This is a genomic window from candidate division KSB1 bacterium, assembly GCA_034506255.1.
GTDB lineage: Bacteria > Zhuqueibacterota > Zhuqueibacteria > Zhuqueibacterales > Zhuqueibacteraceae > Coneutiohabitans > Coneutiohabitans thermophilus.
This window is the reverse complement of sequence record JAPDPX010000003.1, coordinates 105,046-130,161: the sequence shown is the minus strand read 5'-3', so window position 1 is coordinate 130,161 and position 25,116 is coordinate 105,046. Positions and strand designations below refer to the sequence as shown.

The window sequence follows — 25,116 nt, the reverse complement described above, 5'->3', positions numbered from 1 at the left end:
ATTTGAGCCGGGCGGCGGCCGGTCTTCACACAAACAGGCCGATTCCTTGATTGCAATTTTGACAGATGGCGATGGTTTCGCGTTGCCGCAACATGCGCTGCCGGAATTGCTGGTAGGCACCGGCCTGCCACACCTGGAGGAAGCCGGTGGTGCGCAAATCGCCGGTGGTGTGATGGCCGTTTTTGTCGAAGCAGCAGGGCACCACCGTGCCATCCCAATTCACCATCGTCGTCAGCCATGGCCGCGGGCACACGCCCCTGCCGTGCTTGACGGCAAAGTCATTCTCGCTGAGATGATAGCGGCGATAGCGCTCCTCGCCGGGCAGCCAGAGGCGCGCTTCCTCGAGGGTCTCAACTTGAATGTTCTTTTTCAGAAAACGATCGACGCCGAGCTCGCGCGCCAGCTGTGCCATTGCCGGCAGTTCGTGCTCGTTGTGCTTCATCAGCAGGAATTGCAGGAAAAGGTGGGGAGTTTTGCTGCGCAGCCGCTGTCTGGCCGCCACCAGATTGCGGATGCCCTGCAACACCCGGGCAAGCGAGCCGCCGACGCGATAGCGACTGTAGGTCTCCTGCGTCGCGCCATCCACCGAGAGCACCAGGGTGTCCAGGCCGCTGCGCACCGTGGCCTCGGCGGTGGCGGGATCGAAGTAATGCGCGTTGCTGCTGGTGGTGGTGTAAAGGCCGCGGCGATGGGCATAGGCCACCATCTCGAGGAAGCGGCGATGGATGAACGGCTCGCCCTGGTTGAAGAACACCACATAAAGCGCGCGCTCCGCCAGCGCATCGATCAGTCGCGCATAGAGCGGAAAATCCATGCGGCCGTTGGGTCGTTCCATCGTGCCATTGCCGGTTACACACAGTGGGCAGTGCAGGTTGCAAATGTTGGTCGGCTCGATGGTGAGCACCGGCGGCACACCCCAGACGATGTTTCTTTTCAAAATTGCGGAGAGCGTAAAGGAGGCGAGCGCCTGGACGGCATTCCACAAGCGCCTGACCGTCAGGGCGCGGAGCAGCCGGCCGAGGGCGACCTCCCTGCCGAAGGGTATTTCCCAGCGATCCAGCAAGGAGGCGCGGCTTGCCGGCGCGCGGGCGGGGGGGGCAGCCACTGCCGGTGCCGATTTCAGGATGGGCAAGTTGATCATAGCGGCAGGAATGCCTTCCTTAACAGCGTAAGGGGATTAACCGCCATATTCACTCTGATGCCGCAACGGACAGGTGACCATCGAAGCACGGCTTGGCAGCCCGCGCCGTGTGAGCGTCCTTTTCCTGCTGCGCCAGATTGAGGCCTTTCCACCTCAGTCACAGACAGCGTGCGAATTTTCCAAAAGCGCAAAGCAGCAGCATGTCAGAAAATGGCGACGGCCGTGGGCGGAAATGATTCATTCTCCCTGCGGCCCCTGATCGTTGTGAATGAGAGCGCCGCTGCCGGCGTTGCCGACCGAAATTGGTTCAGTCAGTTTTTCCAGCGCGGCTTGCCCACAAATGTCGCGGCACCGGCGAGCAAATGCAACAGGAGATGCACAATTTCCCATCCCCAGAAGAAAACCCAGGGCGGTCGCCAGGTCAGACGCACCGCCGCACCGCGCAGAACCCAAAAATCTGCGACGCATTTCAGCACCAGCAGCAGCAGACCCCGCCAGCCGACCAGCAACGGTGCCAGCCAAAGCGCGACATTGCACGCATGAAAAACCAAATAGCCGAGCTGCACGGCCGGCACATAGCTGCGCGCTGCAGAAAGGTGCCGGCGTTTCTGCCGCAGCCAGGCGCGCAGCGAAGCCGGACCACCGACACTCCAAACATGTGACGGCGGTGGCAGGGCATATTCCACCCTCCCCACTCGTGCGAGCCGTTGAATCAGAACATCATCATCGCCGGAAACTTGCCGGGCAAAGCCTGCAAAGCCACCGGCAGCCATAAAAGCAGATTTGCGATAGGCGAGATTCCGCCCGGTTGCCAGGAAGGGTTTGCGCCAGCCCACGCCTGCGAGACTGGCGGCGGCCACGGCCAGACTGTCCAGCAGCAGCAGACCGTTGAGAGTCGCATGGCAACTCATCACCGGAGAGAAGCCCACCACCGCCACAGTGCCCGGTTGAAAACAGGAAACCACAAGCTTCACCCATTCCGGGCCGGGCCGGCAATCGGCATCCGTCAGCAAAATGATATCGTGTTGCGCGGCGGCCAGGCCGTGGTTGAGCGCGTACTTTTTTGGACTGTATCGCTCCGGAACATTTTCGAGCCGCAGGGCCTCGAACCGGTTGTGTTTTTGCAGCTCCGCCAGAATGTCCGGGGTGTCATCCTCACTGCGGTCGTCAACAATGATGATCTGCAGCCGATCATTGGGATAGGATTGACGTTGCAGACACGAATTGAGATCTGCAAGTTGAGCGGCTTCATTGCGCGCGGCGACTATAATCGTGACCGGTGGCCACTCGGGCAGGCTACAATCTTTTACAGACACCCGATAGCGCCAGATACCACGCATCAGCCAGCCGACCAGCGCCAAGTAAATAATAAAACAAGCACTGAGAAGCATGTGCAAAGTGGCGCCAAAGTATTTATCCGCGCTTTAAAAGGCAAGTGAATTTTGGCCACGCCAGCTCTTCAAATGGTTTGCAGCGCATGTAAACTTTGTCCTGATGCCGCCCCGAAGCTTGCGGCTCGGTGCCCGCGCATCGCGGTCGCGGGAGTGGGGACATGTGACTGGTAAAGAGGATGTAACTTTCCGGTCGGTAATGCTTGGAGCAGAGGCCAATAAAAAAGGGACACGGCGCGCGAAACCGTGTCCCTTCTCTTTGGGGTAGGTGTCCTTAAAAACGAGTTTTAAGGATGGAAGTATAATGGATGATGGGGTAGCCGAACTCCTGTTTTACCTCGGTAGCCCCATCGCCGTTATCGAATGTAGTCGTGCAAGTTGCGTGCGGCGAGGTGCTCTCATTAACCAGTCAAGTTAATAGCCATGTTGTATCACTTGACTGCTCGCCATTTCATTTAGCCAACACTGTGCCAGAAAATCGATCGCAACCGGTTCATTGTAAGTCAAGAATTATTTTGTTCGTTATGCCACCCCCATAGCCGCCGGAGATATTGCAGAAATTTCAAAAAAATGTTTCAACTCAAGACACCCGGTCTGCGAGTGTATTACTTGAGAACAATCTCCACAGGACAAACAGGTTGACTTGACATTGTAGGCAAAATCTGATAACTTCGGCGGCCTTGAGAGTGCCATTACACAGCCGGCCGGCGGGTGGCAGGGGGGCTTTTGCCCGTCATGGTCATCCCAAACGAAGGCCTTTTTCTGGATTTGAAGCTCTCATGATTTTGAAACTGAAATACGGCACGGGTGCGCTGCAGGCGGAGTTTCGGCCGCCGCGCCAATTCGTCGAGCTGAAGCCCAAATATGTGGCCACGCTGCAAAAGCCCGAGGATCTCATCACCCAGGCGCTGGACCATCCGTTGGGTTGCCATCCGTTCGACGAAGTCTTTCGCGGCGCCGGCAACGTCTTGTTGGTTGTGCCCGACGATGTGCACAGCGCCGGTGGCGCCCTCTTCCTGCCGGTCTTATTGGAGCGGTTGCGCCGCCTGGGTCTCGCAGGCCGTGACATTACCATCCTGGTAGCCGGAACGTGGGGCGCACGGCGCAACGGCGTTCCGAATTTGGTGAGATCGACCACCACCCGCCGCGATTCGCCAACGGTGCTTTACCACGATGCACTGGATGTCCACGCCCTGGAATACGCCGGGCGCACCCGCCGCGGCACGCCAGTGTTTGTGAACCGTCTGCTGTTGGATTTTGACCGCGTGATTTTGGCCGGCGCAGTCAGCCTTCATCCCTTTGCGGGGTATGCCGGCGGGCCCAGCTTGATCGTGCCGGATTGTGCCGGCGCCGAAACCATCGAACGGCTCTACGGCCTTGCGCTGGCTGCCGGTGGTCAGGGTTTGCATCCGCTTTGCCGCGCCGGCGTGGTGGACGGCAATCCGCTGCAGCAGGATATGCGCGAGGCCTTTCGCTTTCTCACCATTGACTTTTTGCTGCATACGATTTTGAACGATTGCGGCAATCTCATCGGTGCGGTGGCAGGCGAGGCGCTGCAGGCCTTTGCCGCCGGCTGTCATCAGGTGGATGATCTTTATCGCATCCCCATCTCCCATCCCGCCGATTTGGTGATTGTCAGCAGTGGTGGCGCGCCCCACGATCATAGCTTCAGCGAGGCGCACACCGCCCTGCACAATGCCATGGCGGCTGTGCGGCCGGGCGGCGTGGTGATTCTGGCGGCCGCGTGTGATCAGGACATGACACTGAAAAAAAACGCCGGCGCAACGGCCGTGCCCATGCCCCAAAGAGCCGCCGGTGCCTTCCTGCACCAGCATCATTTCCGGGAGGCGCTGGAGGTTTCGATGCGGCAGAAGACTGCGCAAGCACGCATCATTCTGCTCAGTCAGTTGGAAGCGGCTGCCGTGGGGCGCCTGGGTTTTCATCCGGCCAACAGCCTGGCCGAAGCGCTGCAGCTTGCTTTCACCTGGCTGCCGGAGGCGAAGTCCTGTTACCTGCTGCCGAACGGCGCCATGACGGTACCCTATCTGGTATGACTCGGGCAGTTTCTGAAGTCGAGCCTGTTTGCAGGTACATGCTGAACTGCCATTCCTCGCGCCAACAAGATGCGCCCGCGGCAACATCTGTGCGCCCGCGCGGGCTGGCCTGAAGTTCCGGCAAGCGCCTGCTCTTTCACCGCAATCGTGCCCGCGGCGCCGCGGCGGGCCGGGTACGAGTCGTCCATTCATCACCCATCACAATCGCAACACGTGTAAAATCGCGGGGGGATTTGGATTGGAAAGGAGAGGCCCTGATGAAGGAAACACCGGTGTTTTCGCTGGACATTGCCGCGGTGCAGGCCGCGCTGCGTCGCGACGGACTGGCCGGATGGTTGATCTACGACTTTCGCGGGTTGAATGCCGTGGCGCGCGAGCTGTTCAATCTCGCCGACTATCATATTACGCGGCGCTGGTTCTATTTCATCCCGCAGGCTGGTGAGCCGGTGCTGCTCGGCCATGCCATCGAAAAAATGAACCTGCCCCCGCTGCCGGGGCGCATGATGCTGTATGCCGGTTTGCAGCAGATGCGGCAGCGCCTGGATGAGCTGCTGCCCCGGCCCGGCAAAATCGCCATGGAATACTCGCCGGGCAACGATGTGCCAACCGCCTCCTATCTCGATGCCGGCATGTTCGAATTGCTGCGCTCCTTAAACGTCGAGATCGTCACCTCCGCGAATTTGATTCAGGAATTCACGGCGCGCTGGAGTGCGGAGCAATTGCGCAGCCATGTGGCCGCGGCGCACGTCGTGGATGCCGCGCAACGCGCAGCCTTCAAAATGATCGAGGCCGCGCTGCAGGCGGGCCGCCCCCTCAATGAGTATGAGGTGCAACAGTTCATCCTGCAGCGCTTCGCGCAGGAGAATTGCTTCACGGATTCGCCCCCCATCGTGGCGGTCAATGGCAATGCCAGCAATCCGCATTACGCCCCCACCGCCACGCAGCACAGCCCGATCCGCAAGGGCGACGTGATTCTCATCGATCTCTGGGCCAGAAAAAAAACGCCGCGCGCCGTCTTTGCCGACATCACCTGGGTGGGTTTTGCCGGCCGGGAGGTGCCACCGGCGGTGCAAAAGGTGTTCGACATTGTGCGCCAGGCGCGCGATTTGGGCGTGGATTTCCTCCGGCAAAACTGGCAGGCCGGAAAACCCGTGAAGGGCTACCAGATCGATGAAGTGGTGCGGCGGTTCATTACCCAGGCCGGCTACGGCGAATACTTCGTGCACCGCACCGGCCACAGCCTGGGCACCGAGGTGCACGCCAGCGGGGTGAATATCGACAGTTTTGAAACACGCGACTCCCGTGACATCATTCCCGGCCTGGCGTTTTCCATCGAACCGGGCATCTATTTGCCGGAATTCGGCGTGCGCCTGGAGATCAACGTTTACGCGGGGGAGAACGGTCCGGAGATTTACACCGAACCGCAACACGAGCTGGTGCGGCTCCAGGTCTGATCGCACCGCCCCCGCAGGGCGCGGCCGCCATTTCGTGAGCAGGACGGGCACCTGCCCGTGCTGCACCGGGTTCACCACGCACAATGGATGGCAGAAAGATGGAAATTACGCTCAAAAAAGGCAGTGAAATCGAGCTGGAGGTCGAGGGCCTGGCCTTCGGCGCCAAGGGTCTGGCACGGCTGAACGGATACGTCATTTTCGTTGGCCAGGGTTTGCCGGGCCAGCGCGTGCGGGCGCAGATCATCAAAAAGAAAAAAGCCTTTGCCGAAGCCCGTGCGCTCGCTGTCTTGCGGCAATCGGAAAACTACGTGGCCCCGCGCTGCCAGCACTTCGGCGAGTGCGGTGGCTGCCTGTTGCAGCATTTGCGCTACGAGGTGCAACTGGCCTACAAGCGCCGCCAGGTCATCGAAACCCTCGAGCACCTTGCGGGCATCCCCCAGCCGCAGGTGAATGAGACGGTGGGCTCGCCCCGGACCTTTTTCTACCGCAACAAGATGGAGTTCTCGTTTTCGCGTCAGCGCTGGCTGACACGCAACGAAATCGAGAGCAACGCGCCCGCGGCCAGCCGCGATTTTGCCCTCGGCCTGCACGCCGCCAATCACTATGACAAGACCCTGGCGATCGACGCCTGCTGGCTGCTCTCCGAGCGCAGCAACCGCGTGCTGCAATTCGTGCGCGCAGCAGTGCAGCAACATCCCCTCCTGCCCTACACCACGCAGGATCACACCGGCTTCTGGCGCTTCCTCGTGCTGCGCGAGGGCAAACGCACCGGCGAGTTCATGGTCAACTTTGTCACCAGCGAGGTGCCCGGCGGCCGTGAGGCGGTGGCGGAGCTGAGCCGCAAGCTGGTCGCCGCCTTCCCGGACATCACCACCATCGTGCACAACCTCAACCGCTCGAAGGCGCAGATCGCCCTGGGTGAGGAAGAGATCATCCTGCACGGCCCCGGCTTTGTGCGCGACCAGATCGGCGATTACACTTTTCAAATCTCCGCCAATTCCTTCTTCCAAACCAACACCGAAGGCGCCGAAAAGCTCTATGGCATTGCGCGCGATTTTGCCGGCCTCACCGGCAGGGAAACGGTTTACGATCTCTACAGCGGCGCCGGCACCATCTCGATCTTCATCGCCAAACATGCACGCCAGGTGCTGGGCTTCGAAATCGTGCCCCAGGCGATCTATGATGCCGGCGTCAATTGCCGCATCAATGAAATCACCAACTGCCACTTCATTCTGGGTGATCTGAAGGATGAGCTGGCGCGGGTGCCGCTGTTGATCCACCGCTGGGGCCGGCCGGAGGTGGTGATCGCCGACCCGCCGCGTGCCGGCATGCACCCCAGGGTCGTTCAAAAACTGCTGGAGCTCGCGCCGCAACGCATCGTCTACATCTCCTGCAATCCTGCGACCTTTGCCCGTGATCTCAAAGACCTGTGCAGCCGCGACTATCACCTGCAAAAGGTCCAGCCGGTGGACATGTTTCCGCACACCGCGCATTGTGAAGTCGTGGGATTGTTGGAAAGAAACTGACACACACCCGCCTGAGAAAATGAAAATCCCCGGCCGCTCATCGCGCCGGGGATTTTTGGTCTTCACCTGATCGGGGGCGACCTGCTCCAACGTCGACATATTTCCACACGCCCGCATCCGGAGATTCCACGCGCGGTCAGGGGGAACGGCAGGCCGCTCACTTCACGCGCCCGGCGCCCTGTCCGCAAATTCCACCGCCGGCGAACGCCGGCTTCCGGTCAGATCCTGGGGGCATAGATCACGTAACCGCGCGGCGGTGCATAGAACTCGGCACGGCCGTCGGCCGCCGCTTGCTGGTCGTTGGGGCGATTGCGATCTCTCGCACTCCACCACGCCACCGGCGTAAAGCCCGTGTTGCGCCACTGCGTGGTGACCCATGCCCCGCGCCAGATATCGCCGCGATTGTTGAGGGCATAGATCAACCCCGGCCGCCCGCCCGCACCGGTGCGCTGCATCAGATAGAAATCATCATCGACATACAAAACCGCGGTGGTGCCCGCCGCGTAGGTCTCGTGCGCCTGAATCAGTGCGGCGATGCCGTGTGGCGTGCCGCGCAGATGCAGGCCGGCGTTGAAATAATCCTTCCAGAAGACGCAGGGATAGCCCTCGTGCGCCAGGATGAAACTATAGGCCAGCAGCTTGTCGTTGACGATGGGGCGGCCCTCGTCGCGCAAATCGTGATTCTCGACAAAAGTGACGGTGCTTTGCGGCTGGTCTTGCAGCAGCGTCTCGCCGGTCACGAGATGGCGCAGACTGAAGCCGTATTGATCGCACAGCCCCTTGAGCAGCTCGCGCAGGGGGAAGTCGAAGGCATCCACCGGATTGGTGTTGGAGAAATTGGTCACATTGACCCATTGCTCGATGGCACGCGCGCTGTCCCAGTGTTCCGCCACGCCATAGGGTCTGAACAACTGGCCGTTGCGCTGATAGCGATACTCCTGAATCGCCGCCACGGTGCCGGCGCCATAGCCCTTGACGAAATCATAGCGAAAGCCATCGAATCCGATTTCCTCCACCAGCCAGCGCGCCAGTTTGATGATCTCGCCAAAGACGTAGGGATTGCGGTGCGAGAGATCGGGCATGTCACCGAACGTGCTCTCGTCCCATGATTCATACATGTTGGGATGAAAACATTCCCAGTTGCGCGGGAAACGGCCGCTCTTGGGCTGGAACAGCGTCCAGCGCGCCTGTCCGGTGATGGGATTGACCTCGGTGGCGTCGGCGCCGCTGTTGTGGTTGATCACCATGTCGGCGATCACCGTCATGCCGTGTTGATGTGCGGTCTGGATCAAAGCAAGCAACTCTGCTTTGGTGCCAAACCACGTGGGCACACCGCCTTTTTGATCGAACTCGCCGAGATCATAGTAATCGTAAGGATCATAGCCCATCGAGGGCCCGTCGAGATTGGCGGCCTTGTGTGCCGGCGGCAGCCACAGCGCGGTGAAGCCGGTCGCCGCCAGTTCCGGAATCTGCGCCCGCACATATTCCCACCATTGGTAATCGCGGCCCTCCTCGCCGGGACAGTTCCAATAAAATGCCTGCAGCATCACACCCATAAAAATTGCTTCTCCTGCAAAAATGCAAGGTTTCAAGCTGATCAATGTGGGTAAGGCATGACAAGATTTAGACCGGGGGGTTGCACAAGAGCGTTTCCCCAGGCCAGTGTTTGCCTTGTCATCGTATGCCGTAAAAATGCCCCAGCGCCGGCCGGCAGCCTGCCGGCAAAAAAGAGGTCTGCTCTACGGTTAACACGAAAATATTTTTGTAGTAGATCCTCAGGGTCGGTGCCTGAAGGCACGACTGCGAAAGCTCATTTTCGTTCTGCCGGGTGCCGCGCGCAGCATGGCAAAATTACCCACATCAATCAACATAGAGCCCAGTTTAATCCTGCTTACGGAACAACCGGAATCATGCGCCGGCAGTTCATTTGAATTGCCACAAGGACAAGCTGAATTTTGCATGAATCGTGCAGCCTCACCAGCATGCCGCCCCTCCGGCCGAAAGATGCCGCGCCGGCGGCGCGAGGTGTGCCAGGGGATGATTGCTTGACCACACCGGGGGCGGTTATAAGTCAAAAGACAACGGCCGGGGGCGAGCCAATATGGATCATTGCCGGCCGTTGCTGCATGCCGCGCAAAGATGGCAGTGGCCAATGCACCGGCGTTCACGCCTTGCGCATTTCCTCCGCCTCGACAGGCTTCATGCTGCTGAAGATCCTGCCCACCGCCGCCACGATGCCGGCGACATCGGAAAGGTTGGAGGGAATGATCATGGTGTTGTTCTTCTGCGCCAGCTTGCCGAACTCGCCGAGATACTGCTCGGCAATGCGCAAATTCACCGCGTCCAGGCCGCCCTTTTCACTGATGGCCATTGCAATCTCACGAATCCCCTTGGCGGTCGCCAGGGCCACGCGCTCGATCTCCTGGGCGCGGCCCTCGGCCTCGTTGATGCGCTTCATCTTTTCACCTTCGGAACGGGCAATGGCCTCCTGTTTGTCACCCTCGGCGCGGTTGATCTTCGCCTGCTTTTCACCCTCTGATTCCGCGATCAGGGCGCGTTTCTCGCGCTCGGCCCGCATCTGCTTTTCCATCGCGTCGCGGATGCTGGCGGGCGGCACGATGTTCTTCACCTCATAGCGCGTGACTTTGATGCCCCAGGGATCGGAGGCCTTGTCCACGGCATTGACGATTTCATGGTTGATTTTCTCGCGCTCTTCGAAAGTGCGGTCGAGGTCGATCTTGCCGATCTCACTGCGCATCGTGGTTTGGGCGAGCTGAATCGAGGCGAAGCGGTAGTCACTCACTCCGTAGGAGGCTTTCACCGGATCGATGATTTGCATGTAGAGCACGCCGTCCACTTCCACCTGAATGTTGTCCTTGGTGATGCAGGTTTGCGGCGGCACATCGATCACCATTTCCTTGAGCGAATGTTTATAGGCCACGCGGTCCACAAACGGCATGAGAATATGAAAGCCGGCCTCCAGTGTGCCGGAGTATTTGCCCAGCCGTTCGACGATGAACACGGTTTTCTGTGGCACCACGATCGCGGTGCGTGCGAGCGTGGTGAGTGCAAACAGAATCAGTCCCAGAATGATAATGGTTTGCAGTGACATCCCTTCTCCTCCTTTCAGGAAAGCGGTCGGACTCGTAACGTGAGATTGTTGCGGCTGACAATTTCGACAACCGTGCCCGGCGCGATCTCGACCTCGGCCTCCGCCGCCCAGGGCGTGCCGTTGTACTCCACTTTGCCACCCAGTGTGTTCGGCTTGATCGTGGTGAGCACCACCGCCCGTTTGCCATGAACATCATCCAGCGATTCACCGGGCGGCAGCTTGCCCGAGACCCTGCCCTCGAAATAGCGCCGACCCTGTTTGCGAAACAGCATCAGCGAGACGATCGACGAAATCAAAAACATCAGCAACTGCTCGTTGAACGATTCGATCAACCCCGCCATCAGGGCCAGCGCCGTGAGCCACGCGCCCGCGGCAAAAAAGATGACGATCAACCCCGGAATCAGGAACTCTGCCAGTGCCAGCACCAGTCCGACCAGGAACCACGCCAGCTCTGCAGGTTCGGTCCACATTGACATGGGCACCTCCACTTTTTTTGAAAATCACAATTTGCAGGCCCTTCTACGCACGCCGCAGCCATGAGTTCAATGGTTTCTTTGCGCCGGCCGACCTTTGCCCCGCCGGGGGCGGCGTTGGGAGCAGACTCTCAATACCCTCCGAAAATGAAGCCCCACAGAAAACGCTCTTTCGGGCAATGCTTCGCCCATGAAAGTGAAATCCCACAAAAAAGCTTTTTCGTGGGAGGGTGTTTTCGCGGGAGAAGCAAGGCGGCGGTTTCTCCGCAATCGCCACGAAAGTAACAAACCCTTCGGGGTCGGTGCCTGAAGGCGCGACTGTGAAAGCTCATTTTCATCCTGAGGGCTGCCATACGCAGCATGGCAAATTACGCGGAAAAACAAGGATCATCCGAATTTTGTGTACATTTTGCGACAACAAGATGAAAAGAATCGCAAAATCAGTTCCGTGCCTTCTCTGCTGAGAGCCACATGCCCCAACTTGATAGCGAACGGCCCAACCCCGCCCGGGGTGAAATGTTTAGAGTAATTGCCAACACCTCCAACTTCAAACTCCTTGAGGAGTGACATGTAACGGCGTTTGCCTTCAATTCAAGATGAGATCAATGAGGAGGCACGATACACATGTCACCCCGCTGGGGTTTCATTTAGGCGAACGGCATTTGGCTATAAACATCTCACTCCTATCGGAGTTCATCAGATGCAAAAAACAGTCATGTGGCCATGTACGCTTGAGTCGGATGATCTCAAAATTTTGGCTGCCGCTCGCAAGCCGCGTGATGACAGTTGCAAGCCGGAGACTCCGCCTCATGCGGGGGAGAGTTCCGGGACAAGGATCGTGTCCGCTCTCCGCGAACGCGCCGGCTCGATCAACCTTTTGTGCGTTGCGAGGTTTGCCGGAATATCGCCCTTCACCGGCCGGATTTGCACCGCACAGATTTTCATTATTTCCCCTCAAAAAAATCATCCTCCGCCTGGCTGCCCTCTGCCTGCAGCAGCGCGAACAGCTTGTGCCAAAGCCGCTTGCGTTCGGCTTCGTTGAGGGTTTGCAGAATGGCGGTGACTTCTTCCGGCGCGCGGGCGCGAAAAGAAATGGTGAGCTCCTCGCCCTCAAAATAACGCGGTGGTTTGATCTCCAGCGGCTTGCCGCCGGCCAGGAGTTTCGTTAGAGCTTCAAAGCGCTGTTCCAGACTGCCGAGCCGGGGAAAGCGTTCGCGGTGCAGCAGGGTGCGCAGTTCCTGCAGGCGCTGCCGCGGCGTCCAGTCATCACGCCCCAGGATTTCCCTGACAGCGGGCCGTTCGAACACTTCGACCACGCGCGTGCCGTGGCGTGCGGCCAAGCCGGCGGCGTCTGCGATGATCTCGCGTGCGTCGCGCAGCGGAATTTTTTGACTGCCGAACAGATATTGCACTGCCGCCTGGCGGTCTTCAGGCGCCAGCGCGCGCAACAAATCCGCATGCTGCGGTGTGAGGCGGCCGGCGGCAATTTCCTCCTGCCGGGCTTCGGGTAATTCCTTCAGGAAAAGGTGGGTCTCCACCGCGGCGGCGGTGGCGGGCAGGCCAAGCACGGGACAAATCTCATTTTGCAAACGCTCGATGTCGCCCTGCCACAATTCGGCGAAACGTTGCAGCACGCGCGCTTTCTCCAGCGCGTTGAGCGGCCGGCTGCCGGCCTTCTCATGCAGACACAGCCACAACAGTTGCTCGTGGCTCTGCGGCGGATGCACGATCGCGGGTATCTCCCGCCAGCCCAATTCCCGGCAGGCCAGCACGCGGCGCACGCCGATGAGCAGGCGGTATTTCTTCCTCCGGGGTGTCACCACCACCGGCTGTTGCAAGCCGATGGCGGCGATCGATTCCTTCACCGGCCCCGGTGCCAACGGGTAGGTGAAAATGAACTCATCCCAGCCAGGGGAGCTGAGGTCGATTTTCGTGAGGGGAATGTTTTCGATTTGCATGCCTGGCACCCGTGAGCATGATCGCAACGGGGAGAACCTTCATGCCTGCCGCATTTTTTGAAATCTCATTGCCAGCGCGGTGTTGGCGAAGACTCCCGGCAGAATGACAGCCCAAACAGGGATCCTGATCATCCGGAGCCCAAAGACGCAAAAGAGCAGCCGGAGCAAAGCGGGAAACTGGGGACGCAAACGTTCACACGAGCAGCGCGCCAGTCGAGAAAAGGCAGCCGGGTTTTGCCCTGCAGTGAATGCTGTCTTTCCAGTGCTCGCGAGAAGCTAACAAAGCGGGCAAAAGATACAAGGGATTTTCACCGCTCCGCTTTTGATCGTTGATGACTGCCCGATCACGGCTTGGCCGTGGCTTGCAACGGTCTGGTGTGAAGTTGTGATTTTTTGGGTTTGGAATTTGAATGGTGGAGTGCCGGGCTTCAGCTTTGTACTCCAGCTTGAAAACTGTCCCAAACGGGTATCTTTGCAACAGCCAAACCACCATTGTCGATCGAATGGCTTTGCGGGAGACAGGCGACCTGAACATGCAAAACCCTGCATGACGATATGCAAGCAGCTGCACAACGCCCACCACATAGCCGCGTGAGGCCGAGCGCGAAACTGTTCCAGTGATTTAAAAAACATTCCAGTGGGAGGAGAGAAAATTTTGCTTTATGAGTGGCAGCTTTTTTGCTGACTGATTTAAAACTCAGATCATCATCCATCCTGCCGAGGATTATCACGACAAGGATTGCATGAGAGTACGAACATTGGCAGCATCCTGATTCCCCGGTCGTGATCCCCGATGAAGAGTTGCTTCCCACACGCGCATCTGTCGGTGATCGTGTTCTCACTGTTGCGCGGGGCATTGACCGCCCTGGAGCAAAGGGCAGAAACCTTAACAATTCAATCCCATCCACTGCATCATCAATCTTATCTCACCAACAGAGGAGGGTGACATGCGATCTTTGGAGACCAGATTGTCCCGAAGAGCAGCGGCACTGAGTTTTGGAATGGCATGCCTGCTGCTCCTGTGCACCACCGGGATGGCATTGGCCACCGGCATGGTGAGTGGGAAGGTGACGGACAAAAAAAGCGGGGAGGCGCTGCCCGGCGCCAACGTGGTGGTGAAGGGCACACGCTTTGGCGCCACCACGGATGCCGAGGGCAACTACACCATAAGCAATCTGCCAGCGGGCACCTACACGCTGGTGGTGAGCTACATCGGGTATCGGACCCAAAGTTTTGACGTGCAGGTGCGCGACGACCAGCGGGCGGTTGCCAATTTTGTCATGCGGGAGGACATTCTCAACCTGGACGAGGTGGTGGTGACCGGCATTTCGTCACGCACGGCCAAGGAAGTGGCGGAGGTGGCGGTGTCGCGCGTGGCGACCAGTACGCTGACCCAAAGCAACGCCTATCAATCGGTCACGCAACTGGTGAGCGGCAAGGTGGCGGGCGTCAACCTTGCGCCCAGTTCGGGTAATGCCGGCAGCGGTTATCGTTTCAACGTCCGTTCGGGCGGCGGTTTGAAGGGAGACGAGCAACCGGTCATCTATATTGACGGTGTGCGGGTGGACAATTCCGAGGTGGTGGGATATGGGGTCGGTGGTCAGGGCCTCAGCGTGCTGGCCAGTCTGAATCCTTCCGACATCGAAAAAATCGAATTCCTCAAGGGGCCGGCGGCGGCGGCCTCCTACGGCACCAGCGGCGCCAATGGCGTGGTGCTGATTTCCACCAAGCGCGGCCGGCTGCAGCCGGGCGAGGGCAGTGGTCTTGCCATCGAGTATCGCATCTTTGGCGGCACCAACCGCCAGTCTTTTGAATACAAGGACTCGGATTTCGTTTCCGCCAAGGATGCCAACCGCATCTTCCGTGACGGCGATGTGCTGCAACAGACGGTGAACATCAGCGGTGGCAATGAACGATTGAAATATTTCACCTCCTACGACGACCGCAACGAGCAGGGCATCACGCGCAACAATTCGATGAACCGCAAGAACGTGCGCGCCAACCTGGACATTGTGCCCAACGACAAACTGGTCCTGCGTCTGAGCACTGGTTACACGCTCAGCAAAATTCACCGCCCCAACAACGACAATAACATCTACGGCTATCTGGGCAACACGCTGTTGCGGCCGAGATCCTATCTTTTCACCGACAGCGCCGCCATCGAGGCGATCCGCGATGTCACCAACAGCAACCGCTTTCTGGGGTCGGCGAGCGTCGATTACACGCCGGTAAAAAATCTTTTTGTGCGCGGCACGGTGGGCATCGATGATGACAACCGTCGCCAGGATCAGACCTTTCTGTTGAATTACCGCTATGGCGTGGCCCAAAACGACCAGGGCACCCGGCGCATTTACAACCGCCGCAACATCCAGTACACCTATACCCTGGACGGCCGCTATGAATACCAGTTGTTGTCCAAACTGCACGGCACCGCAATCGTCGGCGCGCAACTGCTCAACCGTCGGCTGAACACCTCCTTCTTCGACAAGTTCAATTTCAGCACCGAGCTGATCACCAACATCGGTGCCGGCGCGAACCTGGCGGGTGGTGACGAGGGCTTCGAAAACCGCCGCGAAGCCGGCATTTTCACCGAGCATTCCTTCAATTACAACGACCAGTACTTTTTCACCCTCGGCCTGCGGCGCGACTATGCCAGCGTGATCGGCAAGGAAGCGCCCAGCATCAATTATCCCAAGGCCAGTGGCGCGGTACGGCTGGATCGCTATGACTTCTTCCCCAACCTGTTCAGCCTGATGAAGCTGCGCCTGGCCTATGGCGAAACCGGCATTCTCCCGGATTTGCTCGACGGCATCCCGTTGCTGTGGCGCGCCGAGCAGGGCGGCTACGGTGCCGGCGCCGTGCTGGCAACCATCGGCAATGCTGCGATCAAACCGGAGCGCGTGCGGGAACTCGAGCTCGGCTTCGAAGCCGAGTTTCTCGAAAAATATGGCGTGGAATTCACCTACTACCTGCAGCGCATCAAAGATTCGATCATCAACTTCCGCAATTCGCCTTCGACCGGCAAAATTGCCTCCGCCGTGCCGTTCAACATCGGTAAAGTCGAGGGATCGGGCGTGGAGCTGCTGCTGCGCGCCTCGCCGTGGCAGTCGCGCAATTTCGGCGTCGATCTCACCGTGATTGCCAGCCACCAGGACAATGAGGTGAAAAGCCTGGGCGGTGCCCAGCCGATTTTCGACGGCTTCGATATCAATGTCATTAAGGACGGCCTGCCCAAGCATGAATTCTACACCCGCGTGGTCACCGGCGTGACCTACGATGCCGACGGTTATTATTCCGGCGCGGAACGAACCACCGATCGCGTCGCGCTCGGCAATCCCGTTCCCAAAAACAACGGCTCGTTCTCGGTCACCCTGCGCCTCTTGAAAAACTTCAACCTCTATGCCCTGGCGGACTGGGCGACTGAGATGAAGATGTTCAACAACACCGAGCTTTTCTCGCGGCGTTTCGGCAATGATCCCGAGTTCAACCGCGTGGCGACCCAGCTCGGCATTGCGGGTACGACCAAGGCGGGCGGTGTGGCCTCCTTCGCGACCCCGGTGGCGGGTGTCACCCCCCTGACCCCGGGTACGCCCGAGTATCGCCAGGCAGCGGAACGCTTTGCGCGCATGGATCATCGCTACAACGCCAACTTCATCGAAGACGCCGACTATATCAAACTGCGTGAAGTCAGTCTGAGCTACAGCTTGCGCGACCTGATCTTGAAGTCCTTTGCCGGCAACTATCTCTCGGACTTGACCGTGGGCATTTCCGCCAGCAACCTGTGGACCAGCACCAAGTACAGCGGCGCCGATGTGGAGATCAACTTCGCGGGCGCCCGCAGCCTGATCCGCGGCCAGGACTTTTTGACGCTGATGCAACCACGCAGCTACTATCTGTTCATGAATTTCTCATTGTAAGGCTCCTCACTGCCGGCACGGAAACGCCGTGCTCTCAGGCATGAGGCCAACCTTTTTGGGAGCATGACATGAAACGTCTCTTCTTCCTGATCGCTGCCCTCGCGGGTGTGCTGGCGGCCTTCACAGGCTGCACCCGCTTTTCCAATTCAGTGGAGCCGGTCATCAACCAGGTGCCGGACGACCGGCTCAACGATCCCTCACAGGTCAACTTTATGATCATCGGCGTGCAGCAGCGCTTTTCCACGGCGCTGGCACAGACCATGGTGCTCGCCAGCGGCCTGTCGGATGAATTTTTCTTCGATCAACGCGTGCCCAACGCCACCTTCCCCACCTTCAATGAGATCGATCTGGGCGACATTCGCACCGACAACAACTCGGTGGATGGTGCCTACAACCCTCTGGGCGAGTTGCGCTTCTTCGCGGATGATCTGGTGCGGCGGGTGGGTGCCATCACGATCACCGACGCGGCGCTGCAGAAACGGGCACTCTACACCGGTTATCTCTTTGGCGGTATCGCCCGCTATCTCTACGCCGGCTACTTCGGCCTGAATCCCACCGAAGGCGGCGGGGTGATCGACAACGGGCCGTTCATTCCCTCAGAGCAGATGTATGACCTGGCGCTGGAGAAGTTGCAGCAGGCTTTGAACAATGCCAGCAACGACGCCGAACGCCGGGTGGTCAACTCTCTGGTGGCGCGCATTCATCTCATCCGCGGCAACTTTGCCGCAGCGAGAACGGCTGCGACCGCAGGCATGATCTCCGGCGATGCCCCGCTGCAGGGCAAATACAACACACTCTCCACCAATTATTACTGGCAACAAGCCGGTTTGGGGCGGCCGCAGTATGTGGCCGATGCCCGTTTTCTGAATTATGTCACCGCCGACCCCAAGGAGAAAAACCGCATTGCCCTGTCGCCGATCACCGGCACCGGCGGTCTGGTGTTTCAACGCCAGGCCAAATATGCCACCGAATCGACACCGATCGATTTCATGAGCTGGCAGGAAAATGAGTTGATGCTCGCCGAGCTCGATGTGCGCGAGGGCAACAGCGCCGCGGCGCTCACCCATGTCAATGCCGTGCGCGCCTCCCATCAGCTCGACCCGCTGACCGCCATCGACCTGGACGGCATCTATGTCGAACGCGACAAGGAGCTGTTCGTGACCGGCATCCGCCTGATCGATCAGCGGCGTTTCAACCGTTTTCACCTGCCCGCCGGCAAATGGCAGTACCTGCCCATCACTGATGATGAACGCAACAACAATCCCAATTTGAAGGGCAAATGAGTGCCGCTCTCGGCAGCCCGACATCAAAACAAAAATGCCCCGTGCATGCACGGGGCATTTTTGTTTCAAACCGGTGTGATTCCGCCCTTTTCACCTGCCAGCAGGCCGGCCGGGGCGCGGCCTGTCGCACATGAGAAACGGCGGGGCGGGAGATTGCTGCGGCAAACTTGGTCAGCGGGACCTAGGGCTTCTCTTCCATCTCCTCGTTCTTCTCTTTGGCGGGTTCGGCAGCCCTGTCCTTTTTCTCTTCCTGGGGTGCAATTGGCGTCTCGCCTTCGTTGTTCAACAAATTGCGCAGGCGCGCCAGCATGGCTTCCATACGTTTGCGCTCGTTGCGAATGCGCTCCAATTCCTCCTCGGCACTGGCGGTTTTCTGCTGCTCGGCGGTGAGTTGCGCTTCCAGCTCGGGCTGGCGTGAGACCAGCCGGCCGCCGGAACTGACGAACAGCGGTTTGTTGTCCGGCGGGGGTGTCTGGTTGAGATTGAGCTTGACACCGAAGTTTACGCGCCAGCCGGGATAGTTGGGAATGTCGGGATGCAGACGCGGCAGGCCGCTGAGGTAGCGTGTGGTTTCCCTGCCCTGCAACAGCCGGAAGTCGAAGCCGACATGGAAGGCAGCCCAGTATTTCGGGCGGTAAATCACGCTCGGGGAGAAATAGAAGAAATCCTCCCGGGCATAGGCGGTGACCGGCGGCCGTTGTGTGAAAATGCGGCCATAAAGCTCGAAGGTGAAGTCGAATTGTGCGGTGGGAATCGCCAGACCGCCGCCCAGTTGAAACTCCTGTGACGGGCTGAGCACCGCGTGGGAATCAATCGCGGCGCCGGTGAGCAGCTTGCCGAGATCGTTGTGATGCAAAAAGCCGAAGTTGACGTGAAAGTTGGGTTCGTTTTCCGGCAGCAGCAAATCCGGGCTGTAGGAGGCGGCGGCCATCAGACCGATTTCATATCCGCCGCCGCTGTACGGCTCGAACAGAATGTTGTGGTGTCTGGCGAAGGGCACGCGTACACTGCCGCTCGCGCCAAATTTCAACGGGCTGACTTTGCTGCCGAGCGAGGCGATTTTGACGCCGAGGTAGAGATCGTCGGGCAGATTGCGCGGCGGGTTGCCGCGATGCGCATCCTGATAGATCACCTGCGTCGCCGCCCATTCCACATGCTTGCCGCTGGCGAAATGCAGGGCGAGCGCGGTTTGCACATTCCAGAAGGTGGTGCTGGTGGGGGGCAGGCCGGGCTTCACCACGGTTTGATAGTATGAGGAACCGAAGCCATGCAGGGTGAATTGCCCTTTGGGCAGCGTCCATGCCGAGTGCAAATGCGGCAGCCCGCGGCCGCCAATCAAATTGAAGGTCTGGCTGTGCGCCGGCAGGGCAACCCAGGCAGCCAGGGCCACCGTCATCGCAGCACAAAGAATTCGCTTCATAAACTTGCGTCCGTCCTATTGGTTTTGGTCAATCGGGTGCAGGGAGAGGCAACCGCGTTGTCCGTCCTCCGGGGATGCCGATGAACGTTCTGTAATCTGTTCCTCACGCAACGTTTTGACTACTATACCCGCAGAGCCCCGAAGCTGCAAGCAAATCGCGGAGAAATTGTCGGGGCCCCAGCGCCACAAAGCGCTTGCGCTTTGAGTTGAAATTCTGTAATGTCACTGCACCGCGACAGCCTGGTGACACGATTGCAACAATTCACCGCCGGTTTATGCCCCGAAAATTTCTGACGATCCACGGCCACTTCTACCAACCGCCCCGTGAAAACCCCTGGACTGAAGTCATCGAACGCCAAGACAGCGCCGCCCCGTTTCATGACTGGAACGAACGCATCGATCACGAGTGTTACACCCCCAATGCCTATGCCCGCATCAGCGATCACGACAACCGCATCACCACCATCGTCAACAATTTCGAGTGGATCAACTTCAATGTCGGGCCGACGCTGCTGAGCTGGCTGGAGAAATTCTCGCCGCGCACCTACCAGCGCATTCTCGCCGCCGACCGCAACAGCCTGCGCCGCCATCCCGGCCACGGCGCCGCCATCGCGCAGGCCTACAACCACGCGATTTTGCCGCTGTGCAACGAACAGGACTTGAACACGCAAATCCGCTGGGGCCTGGCGGATTTTCGCCACCGCTTCGGCCGCGAGCCGGAGGCCATGTGGCTGCCGGAAACCGCCGTCAATGACCGCGTTCTGCGCGCGCTCATTGCTCACCAGATGAAGTACGTGATTCTCTCGCCTTATCAAGCGCAGCGCGTGCGGCCGCTGGCCGGCGGGGAATGGCGCTCCGTCGAACAGGGCGAGATCGACACCACCCAGCCCTATCGCTGGTTTGACCGCACCGCCGGCGGCGAGCGCATCGCCGGCCGGTTTATCGACATCTTTTTCTATCACGGCGCCCTGGCGCGCGGCGTGGGCTTTGAACATCTGTTGCGCGATGCCCGGCACTTTGCCAGCCAGGTGGATGCCGCCTTCACCAACCACAACAACACTCAGCCGCAGCTCGTTTCCATCGCCACCGATGGCGAAACCTATGGCCATCATGAACGCTTTGCCGAACGCGGTCTGGCTTATTTGCTGCACCGCGCCGCACCGGAGCGCAATATCGCCATCACCACCTATGGCGCCTATCTGGCCGAACATCCGCCGCAGCAGGAGGTCGAGCTCAAACCCGGCCCCAATGGCGAAGGCACGGCATGGAGCTGTGCCCATGGCGTCGGCCGCTGGGCGCGCAACTGCGGCTGCCGCGGCGGCGGTCCGCCCGAGTGGCATCAGGAATGGCGCGCCCCCCTGCGCGAAGCCCTCGATCAACTGCGCGACGAACTCAACCGCCTCGCCCTCGAATTCGGCGAACCGTTGTTCAAAGACCTGGCAGCCGCGCGCGACGATTACATCACCGTCATCCTGCAACGCACCCCGGAACGCCTGCACAGCTTTCTCGAACGCCACCTGCGCCAGCCGCTGCCCCCCGAGCAAAGGCTCACCGCCATTAAGTTGATGGAGATGCTGCGCAATGCCCAGCTCATGTACACGAGCTGCGGCTGGTTCTTCAGCGAGATCTCCGGCATCGAAACCGTGCAGATCATTCAATATGCCGCCCGCGCCATCCAACTGGCGGAAGCGGTGAGCCACCGCCCGTTCGAAGAAAATTTTCTCCGAAATCTCGAGCGCGCGCCCAGCAACCTCCCGGCCTACCGCAACGGTGCCGGCGTTTATGACAAACTGGTGCGCCCGGCGATCGTCTCCTTCACGCGCGTGGTCAACACCTACGCCTTTCGCGCACTGTTCTTCGAAGCACCCGAACAGGAAAAACTCTATCATTATTCCCTGCAGCGGGAAGACCTCACCACCGCCGCCGCTGCCGGTGCCGCGCTGCTCACCGGGCTGGTGCAGGCCCAGTCGGGCATCACCACCGAACGCCTGCGCTACGGCTTCGCCCTGCTCAAATACGGCAGCGTCGACACCGCGCAGTGTTTCATCCGCCGCGTGACGGGGAGCTGGAACTACCACGCGCAGCGTGACGCCCTGCTGCAGCGCTTTCATGCCGGCGGCGACCTCGCCGGCTATCTGCAACGCCACTGGGCGGCGCAGGGCTACGGCCTGCAAAACATCTTCTTCGAAGAACGCCAGCAGGTGATCCATCTCATGCTGCAGGATCGCCTGGACGAAATCGGCGAAGCCTATCGCAAACTCTACGAGGACAATCGCAACCTCATCCGCAACCTGCGCGATCTGGGCGCCACCATCCCGGAAGAACTCCGCGTGCCGGCGCGCTACACCCTCAGCCTGGAATTGCGCCGTGAAATCGAACGGCTCGGCGAAACCACCGAGGCGGAAGCCTACCGCCGCTGCCTGGAAATCGCGCGCACCGCCGAAAAACTCGGCATCGCGCTCGACACCAATTGGGCGGGACAGCATCTGCAGGCCATGCTGGAAAAACGGCTGCGCGCTCTCCACAACGACTTCTCCGCCGCCTGCTGCCTGGAAATTCTCAGCCTGATCGACATCGCGCAAAAGCTCAACCTGCATCTGACCCCTGAACCCATCCAAAACACCATCTTCGAGCTGCTGCAGGAGCGCGTGCAACCGCTGATCGACACTGTCGTCGCCGACCCGCAAAACCGCCAGGCCTATGAGCTCAGCACTCTCTTTCTGCAAATTGCCTATCACTTCAATTTCGACATTAAAAACTACAAAGATCGCATGAAAACCCTGGAGGAGCAGTTGGCCGCCGACCCCAGCCTGTGGCCGTAGCGCAAGGTCTGACAATCGCCCTGCCCGGGGAATCCTCACTCCCGCAAGCATTTTGCTGGTAAGTGGGAACTGGAGTCGGGCCTTGCAACAGTTGGGTGGTTTTGCTCCGCCGGAGTTGCTTTGGTCGTGACCCGACCATGTTGTTTTTCCGAGGAGGAAGAGGCAATACCTCGGTTACGTGCGGGGACGTGGCGCAAACATCATCTTGTCTTCAGGCAGGGAGGCCTGCGCTGCTCCACAAGCTGCTGAGGGGATGAGGCTCTTAGGAGTTGACCGGTATGAAAAGGCAAAGATTTTTCCAACGGATAAAATTTCAACAGTTGGGTTCTTCGATCCGCTGGAGATTTTGGTTGTGGCTTGCCCGCGTTGGCTGTGGCCTGCAGAATTTCTCATGATCTGGCGCGGCTTTTTGAGCAGGGTCAGGCAGGTCACTCCTGACAGAGTTTTGAGAAATGCGCTATTACGACAACGTTGGGTTTTAAAATCCGCTCCGCAACCCAAAACTGTCATTCGGAGGAATCTTCCCGAGTACCGGGATTGATGCTTATTCTGACATTATCCCAAGCACTCAGGAAGATTACCACGAAAATGCCGTAGCGCAGGCTTCCAGCCTGCTGCAGACAAAATGTCTGCGCTACATTTTCATTCCGATGGGTGTCCACACGGGCATGGTAAATTCTTACAGAATGACGTTGGGGGGGGTGAGTTACCAACTGAATGTTGTACTACTATGCAGCTTCACCCAAAACAGTTCGCTCCCACCAGAGTAGACAACACGGTTGCCTGCAATTTTTTTTCATGCACCACCCCTTGGATAGCCGGACGTCACGATCAAATCGGCTTTCCCGGCGGATGGGATCATCTGGGTGCAAAATTCAGGAAGTCACAGTGCCCTGGTTGGCAACACCCCACGCCCGGCAGGGACCAGCAAGTGCCTGACCGAAAACAATCCAACCCCGGCAGAGCCGAGCTTGCTCAAAGCCGGACGCTGTTGTGAAGACTGCGAGCATTTTCAGGCGACGGCCAGGCCGCCGCAGGAAGCGTCGTTGCAAAGTGAGCGCTTCAGACGGACACGAGGAAAAAACACCACTGCGGCAAATTGCCGCGCCAATACGCCCGGTCATCGCGAGTCGGAAACCATGCACTCTCCCGAGCTCAAAAAACTGCGGCATCATGCCCGCGAGATTTTTCTCGCCGGCTTGAGTGCCGTGGATCCTGAACGCGCGGTGTTGCGCGCGCTGCGGCGCGACGGCGCCCTGCTGCATCTTGCCGGCGAAACCTTCGACCTCAACAAATTCAACCGTGTGCTCGTCCTGGGTGCCGGCAAGGCCTCACCCGCCATGGCTGCCGCGGTCGAATCCCGCCTGGCCGACCGCATCGCCGACGGACTGATCGTCACCAAGGACGGCCACGGCCGGCCGCTGCAAAAATGCCAGGTGGTGGAGGCTGGCCATCCCGTTCCCGACAGCCGCGGCGAACAGGCCGCACGCAAACTGCTGCAGCTCGCCGAGACCGCCCAGATCAACGATCTCGTCATCTGTCTCATCTCCGGCGGCGGCTCCGCACTGCTGCCGCTGCCCGCCGGTGAAATCACTCTGGCCGACGAGCAGCAGGTCACTGCGTTGCTGCTCAGTCATGGCGTCACCATTCATGAAACCAACACCGTGCGCAAGCACATTTCGCGCTTGAAGGGCGGCCAGCTCGCGGCCGCGGTTTATCCCGCCACCCTTGTCACCCTGGTGGTCTCCGACGTCATCGGCGATCCGCTCGACATCATCGCCTCCGGCCCGACAGTGCCCGATCCCTCCAAATTCTCCGACGCCGAGCGTGTGCTGGTGCTCTACGGCGTCTGGCCCAAGCTGCCGGCGCGCGTGCGCGACTATATCACTGCCGGCTGCCGCGGCCACGTGCCGGAAACGCCCAAGCCCGGCGACCCAATCTTCACGAAAAACCTGGCGCACATCGTCGCCTGCAATGCCGATGCGATTTCCGCCTGTGAAAGGCACGCGCGCAGCCTGGGTTACAACACCATGGTGCTCAGCCACCGCGTGCAGGGCGAAGCGCGCGAAATCGGCCGCTTCTATGCCGCCCTGCTGCACCATGTCGTCGATGCCGGCCAGCCCATCGCCGCGCCCGCCTGCATTCTCGCCGGCGGCGAAACCACAGTGACCCTGCGCAATCCCGGCGGCAAGGGCGGCCGCAACCAGGAAATGGCGCTCTCGGTCGCGCTCGACATTGACGGCCTGCCCAACTGTGTCTTTCTCTCCGCCGGTACCGACGGCACTGACGGCCCCACCGACGCAGCCGGCGCCTTTGCCGACGGCTGGACCATTGCCCACGCCCGCACCCGCGGCATGCGCTTCTTTTCGAGCTACCTGCGCGACAATGACAGTTACAACTTTTTCAACCAACTCGGTGATCTTTTCATCACCGGACCTACCGGGACGAATGTAATGGACGTGCAGATCATGCTGGTGAGTTGAAAAGTTAGGGGCTGTAATGCGTCAACTTTCGGTGTGACCGAGTCATCCGCTTGTCATGCCGCAGGCCTATTTTGCAAACCAG

Annotated in this window: 15 protein-coding genes; 7 read left to right on the top strand and 8 right to left on the bottom strand. The window is 59.5% G+C overall.

Annotation, left to right across the window (positions count from 1 at the left end; translation table 11 throughout):
* Positions 1–25: 25 nt before the first annotated feature.
* Both ONB52_06730 and ONB52_06725 read right to left on the bottom strand, forming a co-directional pair.
* Positions 26–1,141 (bottom strand): radical SAM protein, encoded by a 1,116-nt coding sequence (locus ONB52_06730; protein ID MDZ7415843.1) that lies wholly within the window; start codon positions 1,139–1,141, stop codon positions 26–28.
* Positions 1,142–1,452: 311 nt separating this feature from the next.
* The gene (locus ONB52_06725) at positions 1,453–2,532 is read right to left on the bottom strand and encodes a glycosyltransferase (GenBank protein ID MDZ7415842.1); all 1,080 of its coding nucleotides are present in this window, start codon (positions 2,530–2,532) and stop codon (positions 1,453–1,455) included.
* Positions 2,533–3,311: 779 nt separating this feature from the next.
* Between ONB52_06725 and larA the strand changes: the two genes are divergently transcribed.
* The 3 genes from larA (at position 3,312) to rlmD (ending at position 7,566) form a co-directional block, all read left to right on the top strand.
* Positions 3,312–4,586: a nickel-dependent lactate racemase gene (larA, locus tag ONB52_06720; protein MDZ7415841.1), complete on the top strand. Its 1,275-nt coding sequence runs from the start codon at positions 3,312–3,314 to the stop codon at positions 4,584–4,586.
* Positions 4,587–4,843: 257 nt separating this feature from the next.
* A complete protein-coding gene (locus tag ONB52_06715) occupies positions 4,844–6,040 on the top strand; it encodes a M24 family metallopeptidase (protein ID MDZ7415840.1) in 1,197 nt (398 codons plus the stop codon).
* A gap of 98 nt (positions 6,041–6,138) precedes the next feature.
* Positions 6,139–7,566 carry a 23S rRNA (uracil(1939)-C(5))-methyltransferase RlmD gene (gene rlmD, locus ONB52_06710; GenBank protein MDZ7415839.1) on the top strand — a complete coding sequence of 476 codons (1,428 nt, stop codon included), beginning with the start codon at positions 6,139–6,141 and terminating at the stop codon, positions 7,564–7,566.
* 218 nt (positions 7,567–7,784) lie between these two features.
* Here rlmD and ONB52_06705 read toward each other — a convergent pair whose 3' ends face one another.
* From ONB52_06705 to ONB52_06690, 4 genes are all read right to left on the bottom strand, one after another.
* Positions 7,785–9,122, bottom strand: a complete 1,338-nt coding sequence (locus ONB52_06705; GenBank protein ID MDZ7415838.1) for an alpha-amylase family glycosyl hydrolase — start codon at positions 9,120–9,122, stop codon at positions 7,785–7,787.
* A gap of 608 nt (positions 9,123–9,730) precedes the next feature.
* Positions 9,731–10,678, bottom strand: a complete 948-nt coding sequence (locus tag ONB52_06700; protein ID MDZ7415837.1) for a paraslipin — start codon at positions 10,676–10,678, stop codon at positions 9,731–9,733.
* A gap of 14 nt (positions 10,679–10,692) precedes the next feature.
* Positions 10,693–11,154 (bottom strand): NfeD family protein, encoded by a 462-nt coding sequence (locus ONB52_06695; protein MDZ7415836.1) that lies wholly within the window; start codon positions 11,152–11,154, stop codon positions 10,693–10,695.
* A 941-nt stretch (positions 11,155–12,095) separates the two neighbouring features.
* Positions 12,096–13,109 carry a ParB/RepB/Spo0J family partition protein gene (locus ONB52_06690; GenBank protein ID MDZ7415835.1) on the bottom strand — a complete coding sequence of 338 codons (1,014 nt, stop codon included), beginning with the start codon at positions 13,107–13,109 and terminating at the stop codon, positions 12,096–12,098.
* Positions 13,110–14,110: 1,001 nt separating this feature from the next.
* Between ONB52_06690 and ONB52_06685 the strand changes: the two genes are divergently transcribed.
* On the top strand, positions 14,111–17,026 hold the full coding sequence (locus tag ONB52_06685) for a TonB-dependent receptor (GenBank protein ID MDZ7415834.1): 2,916 nt from the start codon (positions 14,111–14,113) through the stop codon (positions 17,024–17,026).
* Between the two features lie 68 nt (positions 17,027–17,094).
* Positions 17,095–18,309, top strand: coding sequence for a hypothetical protein (locus ONB52_06680; GenBank protein ID MDZ7415833.1), 1,215 nt, complete (start codon positions 17,095–17,097; stop codon positions 18,307–18,309).
* Positions 18,310–18,490: 181 nt separating this feature from the next.
* Here ONB52_06680 and ONB52_06675 read toward each other — a convergent pair whose 3' ends face one another.
* On the bottom strand, positions 18,491–19,729 hold the full coding sequence (locus ONB52_06675) for a hypothetical protein (GenBank protein MDZ7415832.1): 1,239 nt from the start codon (positions 19,727–19,729) through the stop codon (positions 18,491–18,493).
* 275 nt (positions 19,730–20,004) lie between these two features.
* Between ONB52_06675 and ONB52_06670 the strand changes: the two genes are divergently transcribed.
* Positions 20,005–22,551 carry a DUF3536 domain-containing protein gene (locus ONB52_06670; GenBank protein MDZ7415831.1) on the top strand — a complete coding sequence of 849 codons (2,547 nt, stop codon included), beginning with the start codon at positions 20,005–20,007 and terminating at the stop codon, positions 22,549–22,551.
* A 174-nt stretch (positions 22,552–22,725) separates the two neighbouring features.
* On the opposite strand, the gene ONB52_06665 is transcribed toward ONB52_06670, so the two are convergent.
* On the bottom strand, positions 22,726–23,061 hold the full coding sequence (locus ONB52_06665; protein ID MDZ7415830.1) for a hypothetical protein: 336 nt from the start codon (positions 23,059–23,061) through the stop codon (positions 22,726–22,728).
* Positions 23,062–23,690: 629 nt separating this feature from the next.
* On the opposite strand from ONB52_06665, the gene ONB52_06660 reads away from it, so the two are divergent.
* Positions 23,691–25,034 carry a glycerate kinase gene (locus ONB52_06660; GenBank protein MDZ7415829.1) on the top strand — a complete coding sequence of 448 codons (1,344 nt, stop codon included), beginning with the start codon at positions 23,691–23,693 and terminating at the stop codon, positions 25,032–25,034.
* Positions 25,035–25,116: the final 82 nt, after the last annotated feature.